The following is a 16,551-nucleotide window of genomic DNA, read 5'->3' as shown; positions in this document are numbered from 1 at the left end:
ACGGACGCCATATCGCGGCGAGTGCCTATGCGGTGTCCGGATCGCCCTTCGCGTCGCGAACATCCTCGGTGCGGCGCAGCTCCGCGGTCTCCTGCTGTTGCAGTGCGATGTCGAAATCGATATCGGCGTGCTGGTGCTTGCGGAAGAGTACGAGGAACACGATCCATCCGACGATGGCCACGAGGATGAAGCTGACCCCGCGATAGACCAGCGCCGATGCGACGGCCTGCGAGGCGGTGATCGAGGCAGCGCTGGTGAGAAACGCAATGAGGGTCGCGTCGACGACGACCAGGCCGCCGGGCGCGAGAGGGACGGATCCGACGGCCTTGCCGGCTGCGAACGCGATCAGCAATCCCGACAACCGTGGATCCGCGCCGACGGCGAAGCATGCGAACGCCAGGCAGGCGACATCTGCGAGTCGATGCACGGCAGACCACGAGAGGGTGAGCGCGCCGTCGCGCTTGCCGAGTTGAACGGATTGGATCTGGCCGATGATCTTGTCGATGGCCTCGGCCCCGGCGTCGAGCTCGTGGTTACGAAACGCGTTGTACTTGCGCAGACCCCAGCGAGCGATCTGTTTGATCGACTGCGGGTGGTTCGAGATGTATCGAACCGCGGCAACGATGGCGATGACTCCGGCGATCGGAAGCACGAGGGTGAACGTGTTGAACGAGCTACCGACCACGAGCCCGCCCGCAACGCCGAGGACGGCCAGTCCGGCTGCGGCGATGACGCCCGAAATGGCCAGCTGCCAGGACGCGACGACCGGGCTCGCTCCCCAGCGGCGTGTCTCGCGATAGGTGAACGCCGTGGAGAACACCTGGCCTGCGGGGAGGGTGAGCGCCATGGCGGTGCTGCCGTAGATGACGGCCACGGACTTGTGCTGGCGCACCTTGACGCCGCCTGCGTCGAGCAATTGCTTCTGCACTCTGCCGAACGCGCTCAACGACACCGCCTGTGCGAAGACGCAGGCCGCAAGCCAACCCCAGTGGATCTCGCGGACGGCGGTCCAGGATTCGTGCAGCCGCGGCCACAGATATATCGCCTCGCCCACCAGCAGCGCGACCAGGGCGATTCCGGCGATCCACATGACCCACCGAAGTCGGTTTCGCGGACGCCGCACTGCGGGTCCGCGGGTGGAGCTGGGGTCGGGCACCGTGTCAGACTAACCGTCGTGGGGCGGGGAGTCGGGAAACTCCACAGGCCAGGCCAGATGGGTGGCGCGTCGTCGACCACGCAGTTGCACCTGGTCTCCCAGCTCCCACTGTTCCTGTTCCTCGTCGTCGGCGAAGTACAGGGCCGAGGTCGACGCCAGGACGCGTCCGGGACGCAGTTTCGCCAGCTCGGTCAGTCGTGACGCCTCGTTGACCGGGTCACCGATGACGGTGTACTCGAAGCGTTCGGATGCACCGATGTTGCCGGCGACGGCCAGGCCTGCCGATACGCCGATGCCGATGTCGAGGCCGGTGATCTCGTTCAGCGCGAATCGCAGTTCACGCGCGGCAGCGAGAGCAGCGGTCGGCGCATCGGGACGGTCCAGTGGGGCACCGAAGATCGCCAGGGCCGCGTCGCCCATGAACTTGTTGACGAACCCGTGATGGCGTCCGACGACGTCGACGACCACTCGGAAGAACTCGTTGAGCAACACCACCACTTCGCTCGGTGGTCGCTCGGAGGCGGTGGCGGTGGAGCCGACCATGTCGACGAACAGCACTGCCACGAATCGTGTCTCGCCGCCCAGCTCGGTTCCGAACTGCAGTGCTCGACGCGCCACGTCCTCACCGACGTGCTGGCCGAACAACTCTCGCAGGACGCGTCGTTCGGCCGATTCCTCCATCATTCGGTTGAAGCCCACCTGGAGGCGGCCGATCTCGGAGCCGTCGAACACATCCACCTCGACGTCCGTCTCGCCGCGCTGGACGCGCTCGATGGCGCTGTGCAGCTGGCTGATCGGATCCGAGATCTGGCTCGCGGTGAGCATCGAGAGCACGAACGCCTGCACGATGGCCAGCACGCTGAGCAGGATGATGGCCACGGCGAGCGAGTTGGGGGAGAACACCAGATCGGTGGTGATCTGTGTGGCGCACAGCAGGATGATGCCGATGACGGGCATCAACGTGCCCAGGCCCCACGTCATGGCCATGCGGGTACCGACGCCGGGCGTCATGGTCCGGTCGAATCGGCCCTCGCTCAACGCCAGTGCCGCAACCGGTCGCAGGATTCGTTCGCCGAGCATGTACGTGAACCCGAACGTGACGGTGGCCGCCATGCCGACGGTGACGATGACGGCGATGGACAGCGACGGCATCTCCGCAATGGTCAACAGTACGAAGATGACGCCGCCGATGATCCAGAGGATCAGGTGCACGATCGCCTGACGCAACGGTGCATGCAGGGTCGTCATCTGTTCCTTGCGGGTGGGCGGTCCCCCGCGGAGCTGCCACCGGATCACCGAGCGCAGGAGGTAATACGCGTAGATCAGGCTGACGACGAGGGCCACCAGGAGGTACGCCCCGAAGATGTACACGTTGCGCACGCGGTCGGCGACGATCGAATCCGATTCGGGGATGGGCAGCCCGTAGCGGACGAAGGCGAAGACGAGCACCGCACCGAAGACATTGGCGATGAGCATCGAGAACATATAGAGCGGCCAGCGACTCTTCAGGGTGAGCGAGACCGCTCGGAAAGATGCCAGCACGGGTTAAATTTAGCGGGTGAGCACCGACGAGTTGCGGGCGCAAGGTACGGGGGCGTCTCCGGGCCTCACTTCGGCCGCGGATTCGGTGCATCCGCTGGTGCGGATCGGTGCCGAATGGACGTGGCGACTGCTTGTCCTTTTTGCCGGATTCATCACTTTTGCGTACGTGGTGGCGAAGTTGAGCACTGTCGTCATTCCACTGGGTCTCGCGCTGCTGGCGGCGGCCATGCTCGTGCCGGTCGTCGACTGGATGCATCGGCGCGGAGTCCCACGGGCCGTCGCGGTGATCGTCGTCATCGTGGCCAGCATCGGCATCGTCGCAGGCATCATGACCTTCATCGTCGAGCAGTTCATCGAGGGTCTCCCGCAGGTGGGTGATCAGTTCACTCAGTCCATCAACGGCATCGAAGAATGGCTCAGCAACGGACCGCTGCACATCAGCGAGGACCAGATTCGGCAGGCGACGGACAGTGTCGTCAAGGTCATTCAGGACAACCAGGAAGCTGTCACCAGCGGTGCGCTGACCACTGCGGCGGTGATCGGTGAGATCCTCACCGGCGCATTGCTCACGCTGTTCGTCCTCATCTTCTTCCTGTACGGCGGCGATCAGATCTGGCAGTTCGTCACCCGGTTGGCACCGACCGCGGCCCGCAGAAGGATCCGCACCGCGGGCATCCAGGGCTTCGGGTCGCTGGTGGGCTACGTCAGGGCGACGGTGGCCGTCGCGGCCGCAGATGCCATCGGTATCGGTGCCGGCCTCGCCATCCTCGGTGTGCCGCTTGCACTCCCGTTGGCCTCGCTGGTGTTCATCGGAGCCTTCATCCCGATCATCGGTGCAGTGCTGACCGGATTCGTCGCGGTCTTCATCGCTCTCGTCACCAAGGGCCTGATCACCGCGGTGATCACTCTCGGCATCGTGGTGGCCGTCATGCAACTCGAAGGCCATGTGCTGCAACCACTTCTGTTGGGTCGTGCCGTGCGTCTGCATCCGTTGGCGGTGGTGCTGTCCATCACCGTCGGCATTCTGCTCGCCGGCATCGTCGGCGGCCTGCTGGCCGTGCCGATCGTCGCCGTCCTCAACACTGCCGTGCGGTCGTTGCTCGCCGACGATCCGGACGAGGTCTACGAGGAACTCGAGGTGACCGACCCGCTGTACTCCGCGGACCCGAGCGACCCACACACCCCACCGGGTAGCGACGAGCCGGATCGGCTTGCCAAGGGAGAGCTGACGATCCCGGATTCCACGAGCGCAGGTCCGAAGACCGATGCGGACGGCTGACCGGGTGAGGGCCACGCTGTCCTCGTCCGATCCGGACACCCCGCTCTGGCGGGCCTCGCAGGCCTTTCGTCTGGTCACACTCGTCTACGCCATCAGCTACCAGGCCGCGACCGTCGACAACTACACCAACCCACGACTGAGTTGGTTCCTCGTGGCCCTGATGGCCGTGTGGTCCGGGGCGTCGGCGTTGCTGCTCGCACGTGCCTCGCTTCCGCGCTGGCAGGTGGTGCTCGCAGACCAGGTCATCGTCCTCGCATTGATGGCATCGACGCGACTGGTGGCCGATTACGACTGGTACAGCACTCGCCAGACTCTGCCGACCACACTGTGGGCCACCAACGCCGTCATCTCCGCCGCGATCCTGTGGGGCCCCAAGGGCGGAATCGCGTCCGGGGTGGCGATGTCGGTGGTCAGCGCGCTCGTCCGCGACCGCTTCGACTCCGACCTCTGGTCCGACGCCACCGCCCCGGTGCTGCTCTCGGCCGGACTGGCGCTGGGATTGGCGTCGAACACCGCCCGGCGCGCCCACCGAGAGTTGCGTCGGGCAGCACGATCGGCCGCGATCACCGAGGAACGTGAGCGGCTCGCCCGACAGGTGCACGACGGGGTGCTTCAGGTATTGGCCCTCGTCCGACGCAGAGGTCTCGAAATAGGCGGTCCGGCAGCCGAACTCGCCGAGCTGGCCGGTGAACAGGAAGTCGCCCTGCGCGTGCTGATCTCGGAACAGGCAGTACCGCGCGGCGATCACACCGACTCGATCGTCGACGTCAGGGCACTGCTGCGCAGGCAGGCAGGTACCGCCGTCGCCGTCTCGACGCCTGCCGACCCGGTGCTCGTCGAATCCGAGGTGGCCGAGGAACTCGCTGCAGTCGTCGCGACCGCGCTGTCCAACGTCGAACTCCATGCGGGCGCGGAAGCCAAGGCGTACGTACTGCTCGAGGATGTCGACGGGGAGTTGATCGTCAGTATCCGCGACGACGGCCGCGGAATCCCTGCCGGACGGCTCGCAGCCGCCGAAGCCGAGGGGCGGATGGGCGTCTCGAAATCGATACTCGGCCGCGTCGAATCTCTCGGTGGCACTGCGATACTCGATACAGAGGACGGGGCGGGCACCGAATGGGAGATCCGTATTCCACGAACGAGGGAACCGAAGTGACCGAGGAAACGAATGCCGATATCGCGGTGATGGTCGTCGACGATCATCCGATGTGGCGGGACGGCGTCGCCCGAGATCTCGCCGCCGCCGGTTTCAGCGTCGTCGCCACGGCGGACGGCGTCGCCGCTGCCGGCCGCCGCGCCCGAGCGACCACCCCCGACGTCGTGCTGATGGACATGCACCTGCCCGACGGCAACGGAGCCGACGCCACCGTCGCCGTCCTCGACGCGTCGCCGCAGACCAAGATCCTGGTGCTCTCGGCGTCCGCAGAACGCAACGACGTGCTCGACGCCATCAAGGCGGGCGCGACGGGTTATCTGGTCAAGAGTGCATCGGCCGAGGAGTTGTTCGACGCCGTTCGCGCCACCTCGGCCGGACAGGCGGTGTTCACTCCGGGCCTCGCGGGCCTCGTACTCGGAGAGTTCCGCCGTATGTCCTCGTCACCGGAACCGGCGTCCGATACGCGCCCGACGCTGACCGACCGCGAAACCGAGGTGTTACGCCTGGTGGCAAAGGGTCTGAGCGCCAAGCAGATTGCCACCCGGCTGACGCTCAGTCACCGCACCGTCGAGAATCACGTGCAGGCGACCCTGCGAAAACTGCAACTGGCCAACCGCGTCGAACTGACCCGCTACGTCATCGAGAAGGGGCTGTGAGGGTTTGCGTCTGCAGCCGAGGGGCACTCTGCATCCCATGACCGACAACGACAATGCAGTGGACACCACCGTCGACCCGGCGAAGCACTCGAAAGGTGTCGACGCCGATCTCGATCAGACCGGCGACGAACGCGCCGAGGCGATCGACGAGTTCGACGGCCATCTGGACGGGTCGGGCGAGGAGTCCTCGTTGCCGACGCCCGAGCCGACCGACGTCGCCGATCAGTCCGACGAGAAGACCGTCACGCGGTCCGAGTAGCGCTACTGGGCGCACAGCCTGCCGAGCGCGAACTTGGCGACCGGCACGTACGGCAGCACCAGCGGCAGGGGTCCGTCGATCGTCAGCCATGCCCTCGTGCCGTTGGGTCGTGCGACGACACCGTGCGTCAGATCGACCCCGATGGCCTGATTCTGGAACCACGCCGACCATGCCCACGTCCACGAATGCTCGTCGACCGAATGCACCCGGAAGTCGATCGGCACACCCAGCGGCCCCAGCACTCGGCCGGTGGTGTCCGCGTTGAGTCGCTCACCGCGATACTCGACGCCCATGATCTGCGGCGCCCAGGTCTTCCAGGCCGTCGGTTCCATGTAGCGCTCCCAGACCTCGGGAGCCGCGGCGTTTCCGGTCGATTGCAGTGTCACTCGCATCTGTGTCCTCTACCCGCTGGTAGCGATCCCCACACAGAATTCCGCGAAGGTTCGGCCGGCATCCATCGCCGCGCCGTCGGGAGGACTTGTCGCCGAGCAGACTGATCGAGTGCGCATCGTCCAGCTCGCGAACTTCTACGGACCGCGGTCCGGCGGTTTGCGGACGGCCGTCGACCAGCTCGGGTCGGGGTACGTCACCAGGGGCCACGACGTGAGTCTGATCGTGCCGGGAGATCGATGGAGCGAGACACTGCTGCCGTCGGGAGTGGTGCGCATCGAGGTACCGGCACCGCAGATCCCGTTCACCGGCGGCTATCGGGTGGCCGATCCGCGGCGGGTGTCCTCGGTCGCGGCCGGACTGAGACCCGATGTGATCGAAGTATCGGACCGCCTCACGCTGCGCGGAATGGGTGCCTGGGCGGCGCGCCGAGACGTACGCAGCGTGATGATCTCGCACGAACGCCTCGACCGTCTGCTCGCGCAGACCATGCCGATGCGCTGCGCCCGCCCCATCGCGGACGTGGCCAACCGTCGCACCGCCGCGTCGTACGACGCCGTGGTGTGCACCACGGAGTTCGCGCAACAGGAGTTCGAGCGCATCGGTGTTCGCAACGTGCACCGAGTGCCGCTCGGTGTCGATCTCGACCTGTTCCATCCGCGTCGTCGGCAGGTAGGCGAGCGCACCGCGTGGTTGGGCACCGCCGATCGGCTGCTCGTGCACTGCGGCCGGCTCTCGGTCGAGAAGCACGTCGAGAGAAGTATCGACTCGCTTGCCGCGCTGTGCGACTCGGGTATGCAGGCGCGGCTGATCATCGCAGGCGACGGTCCCCGCCGAGCGAGCCTGGAACGACGCGCCCGCGGTCTTCCCGTCGACTTCCTCGGTTTCGTCGACGGCAGGTCGGCTGTCGCGGCCCTGCTGGCCTCGGCGGACATCGCCCTCGCGCCTGGGCCGCACGAGACGTTCGGCCTCGCGGCTCTGGAATCGCTCGCCGCAGGCACCCCCGTCGTCGTCTCCGAGACCTCGGCTCTGGCGCAGATCGTCACTCCGCACTGCGGCGGCTCCTCGAAGAACACCGCAGCCGGATTCGCCGCCGAGATCGAACGAGTGCTCGAACTACCGGTCGACGGCCGCCGCGTCGCCGCGAGGTCGCGTGCAGAACAGTTCGGATGGCCCGCGTCGATCTCCGGAATGCTCTCGGTACTGGGCGGTCGCGCAGCCTGAGATCTTCGCTACCCTGAGTCCATGGAGGCAAGGGATCTGCGAGTGTCCGATGCCGAACGCGAACACGTCGGAGAGCTGCTGCAGCGCGCCGTGGGGCAGGGCATGTTGTCGCTCGGCGAGTTCACCGAGCGAATGGACACCGCATTGGCGTCGAAGACCCGCGGTGAGCTGAACTCGGTTCTCGCCGACCTACCCGGGATGCAGATCGCCGAGGAACATCGCCCGGCACCGAAACCCTTCGCCGCGCCCACCCCGCAACCGACCCCGCGTCGCGTCGTGCAGGAGCATTGGGGGCACGGCAGCGGCGCGTCGGACACATTGCGCGGCACCATGTCCACCGTCACCCGCAAGGGACCCTGGAACGTGCCGCCGAGCCTGCGCGTCTCCACCCGTATGTCCACGGTGACACTCGACTTCACCCAGGCGATCATGTCGACGCAGGTGGTCGAGATACACGTCGACGATTACTGCAGCACCGTGACACTGATCGTGCCGACCGAAGCGACCGTCGATCTCAACCGCGTCGAGACGGTGGCGGGCAGCGCCACCAACAAGGTTCGCACCGGGCCCCCGTACGGACCGCTCCATCTTGTGGTCTCGGGCAAGGTCCGCTTGGGTTCGGTGACCGCCAAGCACCCCTTCGGTAGCTCGATCCGCCGGATGTTCGGCTAGCGAGGCGGTTCTACTCGAGCAATCCGAGTAGCACTACTCACGCTTTTCGGCCACGACGGTCGCAGGATCTAACCCATGACTTCTTCCCAGAACTCCGGGCTGGATCCGCAACTCGTCGCGCGCCTGTCCAGCCGCTTCGATTCCCTGGGCGACCACATGCGTCAGGTGGCCGTCGATCTGCAGACCTTGCAGTCGCAACTCGGGGCCGCAACGGCTCCCGCTCCGACGCGGCAGGCATCGGCCCCGGTACATCCTGCCGCCGCACCACCGGTACCCCCGCAGCCGTACGGTCAGCCGTTCGGCCACACTGTCGGTCGGCCGCAGGTGCAGCAGATGGTTCGGCCGCAGCCAGCCGCGACCTACCCCACGCCACCACGGGGGCCGGTCGTCGCGCCTCGTCCGCCGGCTCCGCCTCGTGAGCCGTGGTGGCAGCGGGACGGAGTGATCAGCCGTCTGCTGGCCGTCGCCGGTGCGGGCGTCACCCTCGTCGGCGTGGTGATGCTGCTCGTTCTCGCTGCACAGGCCGGGTGGTTCGGCCCGCCGCTGCGGGTCGCTGCGGGCGCAGTGTTCTCGCTCGCGCTGATCGGTGCAGGCGTTCGAGTGTTCGGCCGCTCCGGCGGACGCGTCGGCGGAATTGCCCTCGCTGCCACCGGTATCGCGGGCCTGTACCTCGATGTAATAGCGACTTCCGTCCTGTACGGCTGGCTCGATCCCGTGCTCGGGCTGATCACCGCATTCGGAATTGGCGCAGCCGGAACGGCACTCGCAGTGCAGTGGAAGTCGCAGCCGATGGCTGTGCTGATCCTCGCCGGCGTCGCAGTGTGTGGTCCGGTACTGACCGACGGCCTCACGCTGGCCTTGATCGCCTTCTTCATCGCCACCTATGTCGCGAGCTTCCCGGCTCAGATCGGTCGGAATTGGCAGCTGCTGCAGGTCGTTCGGACCGTTCCCCTCGTCGGCGCGGTGTTGGCTGCGGTCGCCGCTGCCGACATGAACGGCTCGACCGACAACTATTGGCTGCTCCTGGCCATCGTGCTCACGGCAGTGCTCGGAATCGGGATGTCGCTGGAGTTGTTGCGCCGCAACGTCTCCGATGTGGTCGCGACCGTGATGATCGCCCTGCCGTCGCTGCCCGTCCTGCTCTCGGTCGATATCTTCGATCGCGCTGCCACCGTCGCCCTTCAACTGGTTCTCGCGGCTGCGGCCGTGGCGATCGTGGCTGTGGTGAGCTGGTTGCCGGCACATGCCCGCATCACCGTCGCGGTGATCGGTGCCCTGGCGACGCTGCAGGCCGCAGTCGAGTCGACGACCCTCGAGATCCGCCCGGTCGTGTTGTTCGCCCTCGCCCTGGCTCTCATCGCGGTGGCGCACAGCACCCGTTCGACGCTCGCATACTCGATCGGCAGTGGATTCGGCGTGATCGGCACCTTGATGTTCGTCTCGGTCAGTCCGCCACAGGCGCTGCTGGACTCCGATCACGCAGTGGGCAGTGTCGGCATCGCCCTCGGTGGAATCCTGCTCGCTGCAACGGCCTTCGCCTTCTGCTACGTGCTCGCCGAACTGAAACTGGTCGACGACGGATTGCAGACCCTCGCTATCGTCTCCGGCGTACTCGCGCTGTACGGCCTGACGGCGGCCACCGTGACCCTCGGCATCGGAATCGGCGGCGAAACAACAGGTTTCACGGCAGGGCACACCGCGGCGACCATCGAGTGGATGATCGCAGCCTTCGCACTCCTGGCGTTCGGTTTGCGCAGCGCCACGCACGCCCATCTGGCTCTGCTGGCCGGACTGTCCTTGACCGCCGCGGCCATCGCAAAACTGTTCCTGTTCGACCTCGTCGCCCTGGACGGCCTGTTCCGAGTCATCGCCTTCATCGCAGAGGGACTGCTGCTGCTGATCGCAGGTACCCGATACGCCAAGGTGTTCGCGGATCGAGAAAGTGCGGCAGTTTCTTCCTGACCCCCTGCTGCGTCAATGGACCACTGCATACGTCTCGACGGTGCAGTGGTCCATTGACATGACAGACCCCGGCCCGGCCACTCCGCGTGAATGGACCATTGCATACGTCTCGACGGTGCAGTGGTCCATTCACGCGTTGCGAGGGGGCGACGGCAGGGTGGGTCAGGAGTCCTCGGGAGCCGTTTCGCCGAGACCGAGCTTGCGTTGCATTCGTTTCATGCCGGCCGGTGCCCACCAGCTCGCGTCGCCGAGCAGTTTCATCGTCGCAGGCACCAGGAACATGCGAATGACCGTTGCGTCGATGATGAGGGCGGCGATCATGCCGTAGGCGATGTATTTCATCATCACCAGATCGGAGAATGCGAATGCTCCCGTGACGACGATGAGTATCAAGGCCGCAGCGGTGATGATGCGTCCGGTGTGAGAACTGCCGATGTGGATGGCTTCGCTTGTGCTGGAGCCATTTTCACGAGCCTCCACCATCCTGGACAGGAGGAAGACCTCGTAGTCGGTGGAGAGTCCGAAGACGATCGCAGCGATCAACAGCAGAATCATCGCCATGATCGGACCCGGCGTGAAGTTCATCCACGCGGCCCCGTGACCGTCGATGAAGATCCAGGTCAGGATGCCCATGGTGGACCCGAGGCCGAGCGTCGTCATCAGTACCGCCTTGATCGGCAGCACCAGAGATCCGAATGTGAGGAACATCAGTACGGTCACGACCAGGACGACCAGTACCGCCATCAGTGGTAGACGGTCGACCATCGCGTCGATCGAATCTCGTTCGATCGCAGGCGTTCCCGTCACCTGCATCGTCGTGCCGTCGGGAGTGTCGATGCTGCGGAGGAATTCGATGGCGGGCGCGCTGTCGTTCCGATCGATCAACCCGGCCTTGAAGACGATGATGCCGTCCTTGCTGGCACCGACCGGGGTGAACTGCTCGATCAGGCCGGGTGCGTTGTTCGCCTGGGTGGTGATCGCCGCGAGGTTGGGGCCCTGCGCGTTCTGGATGACCAGCTTGATGGGCTCGGTGCGCTGGCCGGGGAACAACTCGTCGAACTGTTCCTGCGCCACTCGTGTCGGATTGTCCGGTGGCAGATACGTTTCGTTGATTCCGCCGAACGCGAGATTGCCGATGGGCAACGTCAGGGCCAGCAGTCCGAGAACGATGGTGACGACCACCTTGATGGGATTGCGCATCACCCAGGTGGTGAGCCTGCCCCATCTGCCGTTCTCGATCTCTTCCGAGGACTTCGTCTTACGCATGAACGCGAGGCCGAGGGCATCGACGCGTGGGCCGAGGATCGACAGAATGGCCGGCAGGATGGTGATCGCGGTCAACGCCGCGAGAGCGACCGTCGCAATCGAACCAAGGGCGACCGACCGCAGGAACCCGTGCGGAAACAGCAACAGGCCACCGAGGCACGCGACGATGATCGTCGCCGAGAACGCCACTGTGCGACCGGCCGTCATGACTGTTCGACGGACCGCATCGGGCGTCGATCTGCCGTCGCCCAGCTCCTCTCGGAAACGGGAGACGATGAACAAGCCGTAGTCGATCGCCAAGCCCAGCCCCACCAGCGACACCACCGGTGCGACGAAGGTGTTGACGTCGGTGACGTGGGTGAACAGCTTCACGATGCCGTTGGCTCCGATGACCGTCAACGCACCGACGATGAGGGGAAGCGCAGCAGCGACGACGCCGCCGAAAACGAAGAACAGCAGCACCGCGACGGCGGGGATGGCGAGGACCTCCATGCGATGGATGTCGTCGGTCATCGTCGACTGCAAGGAGGCAGCCACCGCCTGTTGTCCGGCGACCTGCACATCGACGCCGTCGATGTAGAAGTCGTTCTGGACGGCCTGGAAGTTCTCGGTCAGTTCGGTGTCGTTGTCGCCGACGATCGCGATGCTGGCGATGGCGTGCTGCTTGTCGGTGGTGCCGAGCGCCGCGAGCACGGGTGCTTCCGCGGTTCTGAAGTAGCTGCCGTTGATCTTCGCGATGCGGTCCGGGTGGTCGGCGACCAGCGAATCGAGGTTCTGGGTGATCGCCGCACCGAACGACGGATCATCGATGTTCGAGCCCTCGGGGGCGGTGTAGAGAACGATGACATCGCCCTCGGTGTCACGTCCGAACGTCTCGTTCGCAAGATTGCCGGCCGCGGCCGACTGCGACGTCGGATCGTCGAATCCGCTCTGGCTCAAATGGTCCGGTAGATCCCAGCCGTACGCCGCCAAGATTGCCAGCCCGGCCACCATCACCCCGAGAACGCTGTATCGAAGGCGGTGGACCAAGGTTCCCCATCGCACGAACACGTGTGTGTAACTCCCCCCGAAAGCGCGCGACTACCGCCGCCACGCGAATGAAACGTCGACCCCCACTGTCAGGCAGGAGTGTAGCTTGCGTAACGACTATCGAGGCAGGAGTGCAGCTTGCGCGTCAGTGCTTTCAGCGGTTGCGTTCGCGCGCAAGCAATTCGCTGACGCTCAGTACGTGCCCGTTCTCGCCGCCGCGATGGCGACCGCTGTCACCGCCCTCGGTGGACGGTGCGGCTCGACGTCCCGACCGCGTGTTCGACTCGCCCGACGCGGTTTCGCTGGTGCTGTCGCGGTCGGTGCCATTGCGGTCGGTATCCGTGTGCTCCGTGCCGTTCCGCGCGGATCCGGCATTGCCGTTGCTGTCGGCACGGTTGTGCTCGGAACCGTTGCTGCCGTGGTCGTTTCGTGCAGAGCCGTGGGGCGCAGTGCCGCTGGATGCAGTGCCGTTCGCGGCCGAGCCGTTCTCGCCGTGACCGTTGTGACTCGAACCGTTGGCGGTCGAACCAGTGCCCTTGGAACCGTTGCGTGGTGCGCTCGACGGCGGTGACGCGCTCGGTGCTCGCAGGTCGGCGAGCCAGCTTTCGATGGAGCGCGAATCCGGTTCCTCGGCGTGAGGTGTGCGAGCGGGACGGGTGCGGCTCGGCGGTGTGCTCGGCGCGCGGGGCGGCTGAGCTGTCGGGGGAGCCGCCACCGGGTTGACCGGGGGAGCGGGCCGAACGACCTCGGCGGCCTGGGTGGGTTCCGGTTCGGCGATCGGTCGCGGCCGGACCGGCTGGCTCGGGGCAGGTCGAGGAGCCGATCGTTGCTGCGGAGCTTCCTGAACCTGGTCGGGAGTCGAGGCCGGAGGTGTAGCGGGGCCATGCGTCGGCTCCGGTGGTGTTGCGGGGCGTCCCGTCACACTCCGTCGCGATTCCTCTTTCGCGGCGTGGGTCGCCCTGATCGGACCGGCACCGTGCGGTGCGACCACTGGAATGGGCTCGGTGAGCGGCTCGCTACGACGCGGTGCCGGACGCATCGGCGGCGCGACGGTACTCGACGGTGCACCCCCCGCGAGGGCGAGCTCGGGCACGTTTTCGATGGGGAGCAGCTCGTCCTCGAGGATGGTCTCGCCCAGTCCGAGCTTCTGCTGGATTCGCTTCATCCACTGCGGGGCCCACCAGCAGTCGTCGCCGAGCAGCTTCATCGTGGCGGGCACGAGGAACATACGGATGAGGGTGGCGTCGATGATCAGGGCCGCGATCATGCCGTAGGCGATGTACTTCATCATCACCAGATCGGAGAACGCGAACGCCCCGGTGACGACGATGAGGATCAGGGCGGCGGCGGTGATGATGCGTCCGGTATGCGAGGTTCCGATGCGGATGGCTTCGCTTGTGCTGGCACCCTTTTCGCGAGCCTCGACCATGCGAGAGAGCAGGAAGACCTCGTAGTCGGTGGACAACCCGAACACAATCGAGATGATCAGCACCAACACCGGGGCCATGATCGGCCCAGGGGTGAAGTTCATCAGCCCCGCACCGTTGCCGTCGATGAATATCCACGTCAGGATGCCCATGGTGGCACCGAGACCGAGGACGGTCATGAGCACCGCCTTGATCGGCAACACCAACGATCCGAACGTCAGGAACATCAGCAGTGTCACGATGAAGACCACCAGAACGGCCATCAACGGGAGCTTGTCGATGAGCGCGCTGATCGAGTCCTGCTCGATGGCAGGTGTACCGCCGACGAGCATTGTCGCTCCCTCGGGCACGTCGATGCTGCGGAGGAAGTCGATGGCGGGCTTGGAGTCGTTGCGATCGACCAGTCCGGCCTTGAAGACGATGATGCCGTCCTTGCTGGCACCGACCGGAGAGAACGGCTCGACCAGGCCGGGAGCATTGTTCGCCTGAGTGGTGATCGCCGCGAGCGTGGGGCCCTGCGCGTTCTCGATGACCAACTTGATGGGTTCGGTCCGCTGGCCGGGGAAGAGCGAATCGAACTCGCCCTGCGCTTCTCGGGTGACGTTGTCGGGAGGGAGATAGGTCTCGTTGATGCCGCCGAACTTGATGTTGCCGACGGGAAGCGTCAGGAGCACCAGGCCGAGCACAATCGGGACGGTGACCTTGACGGGGTTGCGCATCACCCAGCGGGTCAGGCGGCCCCACATGCCGTTCTCGATCTCTTCGCTCGATTTGGTCTTGCGCATGAACTTCAGACCGAGCGCGTCGACGCGGGGTCCCAGGATGGCGAGCATCGCGGGCAGAATCGTGATGGCCGTCAGAGCGGCCAGTGCGACGGTAGCAATGGAGCCGTAGGCCACCGACTTCAGGAAGCCCTGCGGGAACAGCAGCAGGCCGCCGAGGGACGCGACGATCATCGTCGCGGAGAACACCACGGTGCGACCGGCCGTCATGACCGTGCGGCGCACGGCCTGTGGCGTCGAATAGCCGTCACCCAGTTCTTCTCGGAATCTCGAGACGATGAACAACCCGTAGTCGATCGCCAGGCCCAGGCCGACGAGCGAGACCACGGGCGCGACGAACGAGTTGACCTCGGTGAAGTTGGTGAACACCTTCACGATGCCGTTGGCACCGACGACTGTCAGACCGCCGATGATCAGGGGGAGGGCGGCTGCGACGACACCACCGAAGATGAAGAACAGCAGCACCGCGACGGCGGGGATGGCGAGTAGCTCCATCCGCTGGATGTCTCCGGCCATCGTCGATTGCAGAGCGCCAGCCACGGCTTGCAGTCCGGTCACCTGCACGTCGACGCCGTCGATGTAGAAGACGTCCTTGACGGCTTGGAAGTTGTTGGTCAGCTCGGTGTCGTTGGCACCGGCGATGGCGACGCTGGCAATGGCGTGTTGCTTGTCCGCGGTGCCGAGTGCGGCGAGGTTCGGAGCAGTGGCCGTGCGGAAGTAGCTGCCGTTGACCTTCTCGATCTGGTCGGGGTGGTCGGCGGCGAGCGAGTCGAGATTGGCGACGATCTCGGACTGGAACTCGGGGTCGTCGATCGTCGATCCCTCGGGTGCGGTGTAGAGCAGGATGACGTCACCCTGCTTGTCACGACCGAACGTGGTGTCCGCCAGACGGGCAGCCTGAGCCGACTCCGAGGTCGGATCGTCCCAACCACTCTGACTGAGATGGCTGTTGAGATCGAGACCGTAGGCAGCGAAGCCCAGCAGTCCGGCCACCATGACACCGATAACGGTGTACCGCAGGCGGTAGACGATGTCTCCCCATCTGGCGAACACTTAAGAAACTCCTTGGCGCCCGACGAGCAGGGCGGACAGCGGTCGGAAGGGCTGCAGCCACGCACCTTCGTCGGGAAGCGAATCCAGACTCACCCGAGGCAGTGGCTCACGGAAGACGCCCGGGATGTCCTCCAGGTCGAGGAACTCCAGGATGTCGGACGTGACAGCCCAGCTTGCGTGCTCCCGGAATCCCAGTACCTGTACGGGCACTCCGGTCGCTGCGATGGCCTCCAACGGCCCTTTGAACGCCTGACCGTCGGCGGACGCAACCATGACACCGGCAAGACCGCCGTCACGGTTGCGGAAGTCGATGTGGTCGAGCATGTCCGCGTCGACGTCACTGTCCTCGTCGACCTTGGGCTTGGCGAACACCGCAAAGCCCACGTTACGCAATGCTTCGACCCAGGGTCGGACGACATCGGCGCTGCCGGGGGCGATGTTGGTGAACACCGTCGCCTCGGGCTCGAGTGTCGCGGTGCCGGAGGTGGAGAGTTCGGCGGTGCGGCTGAGCAGCCATCGGCCCAGTGCATCGAAGCGTGGGCGGTACGCGGCGGTGGGGCGGCCACCCAGAATTGCACCGAGACCCATGTCCAGGTTGGGTGCGTCCCAGACCAGCAGGACGCGTTTGCTGTGGCGCGATTCACCGATCGCGCCGAGTTCGGAGGGGTCGACCACGGTGTCGGGCATGTCCGTACTGA

General features: G+C 65.7%; 13 protein-coding genes. 7 read left to right on the top strand and 6 right to left on the bottom strand.

From position 1 onward, the window contains the following. Nucleotides 1-25: 25 nt before the first annotated feature. Together MTX35_RS12295 and MTX35_RS12290 are read right to left on the bottom strand one after the other, a co-directional pair. Nucleotides 26-1,090 carry a YbhN family protein gene (locus MTX35_RS12295; protein ID WP_243595326.1) on the bottom strand — a complete coding sequence of 355 codons (1,065 nt, stop codon included), beginning with the start codon at nucleotides 1,088-1,090 and terminating at the stop codon, nucleotides 26-28. 75 nt (nucleotides 1,091-1,165) lie between these two features. Further along, entirely contained in the window at nucleotides 1,166-2,641 is a 1,476-nt protein-coding gene (locus tag MTX35_RS12290; protein WP_243595325.1) for an adenylate/guanylate cyclase domain-containing protein, read from the bottom strand. A 142-nt stretch (nucleotides 2,642-2,783) separates the two neighbouring features. On the opposite strand from MTX35_RS12290, the gene MTX35_RS12285 reads away from it, so the two are divergent. From MTX35_RS12285 to MTX35_RS12270, 4 genes are read left to right on the top strand one after another with little or no spacing between them, the layout of a single operon-like run. Continuing rightward, nucleotides 2,784-3,977, top strand: a complete 1,194-nt coding sequence (locus tag MTX35_RS12285; protein ID WP_243595324.1) for an AI-2E family transporter — start codon at nucleotides 2,784-2,786, stop codon at nucleotides 3,975-3,977. Next, nucleotides 3,964-5,133: a MacS family sensor histidine kinase gene (macS, locus tag MTX35_RS12280; RefSeq protein WP_243595231.1), complete on the top strand. Its 1,170-nt coding sequence runs from the start codon at nucleotides 3,964-3,966 to the stop codon at nucleotides 5,131-5,133. The genes MTX35_RS12285 and macS overlap by 14 nt, the downstream gene beginning before the upstream one ends. A gap of 29 nt (nucleotides 5,134-5,162) precedes the next feature. Continuing rightward, nucleotides 5,163-5,789, top strand: coding sequence for a response regulator (locus tag MTX35_RS12275; protein WP_374230291.1), 627 nt, complete (start codon nucleotides 5,163-5,165; stop codon nucleotides 5,787-5,789). Nucleotides 5,790-5,826: 37 nt separating this feature from the next. Then, a complete protein-coding gene (locus MTX35_RS12270) occupies nucleotides 5,827-6,048 on the top strand; it encodes an autophagy-related protein 2 (protein ID WP_243595229.1) in 222 nt (73 codons plus the stop codon). Nucleotides 6,049-6,050: 2 nt separating this feature from the next. On the opposite strand, the gene MTX35_RS12265 is transcribed toward MTX35_RS12270, so the two are convergent. Further along, nucleotides 6,051-6,440 (bottom strand): MarR family transcriptional regulator, encoded by a 390-nt coding sequence (locus MTX35_RS12265; protein WP_243595228.1) that lies wholly within the window; start codon nucleotides 6,438-6,440, stop codon nucleotides 6,051-6,053. A gap of 109 nt (nucleotides 6,441-6,549) precedes the next feature. Here MTX35_RS12265 and MTX35_RS12260 point away from each other — a divergent pair, with 109 nt between their 5' ends. The 3 genes from MTX35_RS12260 to MTX35_RS12250 all read left to right on the top strand — a co-directional run bounded on the left by MTX35_RS12260 (nucleotide 6,550) and on the right by MTX35_RS12250 (nucleotide 10,296). Then, complete coding sequence (locus tag MTX35_RS12260; RefSeq protein WP_243595227.1) at nucleotides 6,550-7,662, top strand: glycosyltransferase; 1,113 nt, start codon at nucleotides 6,550-6,552, stop codon at nucleotides 7,660-7,662. Between the two features lie 21 nt (nucleotides 7,663-7,683). Continuing rightward, entirely contained in the window at nucleotides 7,684-8,334 is a 651-nt protein-coding gene (locus MTX35_RS12255) for a DUF1707 domain-containing protein (RefSeq protein ID WP_243595226.1), read from the top strand. Nucleotides 8,335-8,409: 75 nt separating this feature from the next. After that, nucleotides 8,410-10,296: a DUF2339 domain-containing protein gene (locus MTX35_RS12250; protein ID WP_243595225.1), complete on the top strand. Its 1,887-nt coding sequence runs from the start codon at nucleotides 8,410-8,412 to the stop codon at nucleotides 10,294-10,296. A gap of 162 nt (nucleotides 10,297-10,458) precedes the next feature. Here MTX35_RS12250 and MTX35_RS12245 read toward each other — a convergent pair whose 3' ends face one another. The 3 genes from MTX35_RS12245 to MTX35_RS12235 all read right to left on the bottom strand — a co-directional run bounded on the left by MTX35_RS12245 (nucleotide 10,459) and on the right by MTX35_RS12235 (nucleotide 16,540). After that, complete coding sequence (locus MTX35_RS12245; RefSeq protein WP_308198124.1) at nucleotides 10,459-12,612, bottom strand: MMPL family transporter; 2,154 nt, start codon at nucleotides 12,610-12,612, stop codon at nucleotides 10,459-10,461. 133 nt (nucleotides 12,613-12,745) lie between these two features. Further along, nucleotides 12,746-15,853, bottom strand: a complete 3,108-nt coding sequence (locus tag MTX35_RS12240; RefSeq protein ID WP_243595223.1) for an MMPL family transporter — start codon at nucleotides 15,851-15,853, stop codon at nucleotides 12,746-12,748. Further along, the gene (locus MTX35_RS12235; RefSeq protein ID WP_230596533.1) at nucleotides 15,854-16,540 is read right to left on the bottom strand and encodes an NYN domain-containing protein; all 687 of its coding nucleotides are present in this window, start codon (nucleotides 16,538-16,540) and stop codon (nucleotides 15,854-15,856) included. It abuts the gene before it with no gap. Nucleotides 16,541-16,551 lie beyond the last annotated feature (11 nt).

It is taken from the genome of Rhodococcus sp. ARC_M12 (assembly GCF_022810385.1).
In the GTDB taxonomy this organism is placed as follows: domain Bacteria; phylum Actinomycetota; class Actinomycetes; order Mycobacteriales; family Mycobacteriaceae; genus Rhodococcoides; species Rhodococcoides navarretei.
Note: the sequence above shows the minus strand (reverse complement) of the source record. Positions and strands in the feature narration are given on the sequence as shown.